The 724-nt window shown below is 42.7% G+C and carries 2 protein-coding genes; both read right to left on the reverse strand.

Features of this window, described 5'->3' with window-relative positions; translation table 11 throughout:
- Positions 1-79: 79 nt before the first annotated feature.
- Positions 80-358, reverse strand: coding sequence for a type II toxin-antitoxin system RelE/ParE family toxin (locus VHA02S_RS24970; protein WP_038899484.1), 279 nt, complete (start codon positions 356-358; stop codon positions 80-82).
- Positions 355-639: a type II toxin-antitoxin system TacA family antitoxin gene (locus VHA02S_RS24975; protein WP_005398409.1), complete on the reverse strand. Its 285-nt coding sequence runs from the start codon at positions 637-639 to the stop codon at positions 355-357. Before VHA02S_RS24975 ends, VHA02S_RS24970 begins: the two co-directional genes overlap by 4 nt.
- Positions 640-724: the final 85 nt, after the last annotated feature.

The raw sequence follows: 724 nt of genomic DNA on the forward strand, positions 1-724 counted from the left end.
GTGTTTAAAGTGGTATGCAGCGGCTTAGGTATTGCGTTGCTCACCCCTTAACAGGGCGTTAGTTCCCCAGAGCGAGTAATCAATCCGTAGGGAATTTTTGTTTCTGGTGGAGTACACGCATAACTCGGATGATATCGCCCTCGAACCAGTAAGACACAATCATCGAAATCTCAGGAATAATAAGCAATCGTCTGCGGATGCCATCTCGTTGTACGCCCATTAAAGGTTGTTCAAGCAAGTTTTCTACTTTTGCTTCAATGAGGTTGTCGGTTTTCTCTGCCGCATCAGGGTTGAAGTCATAGAGAAACTCAAAGATCTTTTCACGATCATTAAGTGACTCTTCTTCCCATAAAATCATTGCTTACCTCGATTACGGATTCTGGCTTTGCGCTCTTCCATTCGAGACTTAGCAGTTTGGTGCTCAACGAAAACGGATTTTCCTGAGTCAAACTTCTCAAATGCTAGGTTTACTTGTTCAGTTAGCCATGCATCGTGAGATAATGTTTTTCTTTGTTGTTCAGCGAGTTGCTCAGTAAGTTCACGACATGCGTCACTCAGAGTGCGACCTTGGCTCTCAGCCATTTGTTGAGCTAGGCGTTTTGTTTCTTCATCAACACGAAATTGAATTCTAGTGTCCATGATTTATTCCTTTTTTGGTGTGTGTACAAATGTTAGCACTAGGCTTTGAGATGGGCAACTAACAAACAATTTAAGAGTGATTCGG

Source organism: Vibrio harveyi NBRC 15634 = ATCC 14126 = KCTC 12724 (genome assembly GCF_001591145.1).
GTDB classification, from domain to species: Bacteria; Pseudomonadota; Gammaproteobacteria; order Enterobacterales; family Vibrionaceae; genus Vibrio; species Vibrio harveyi.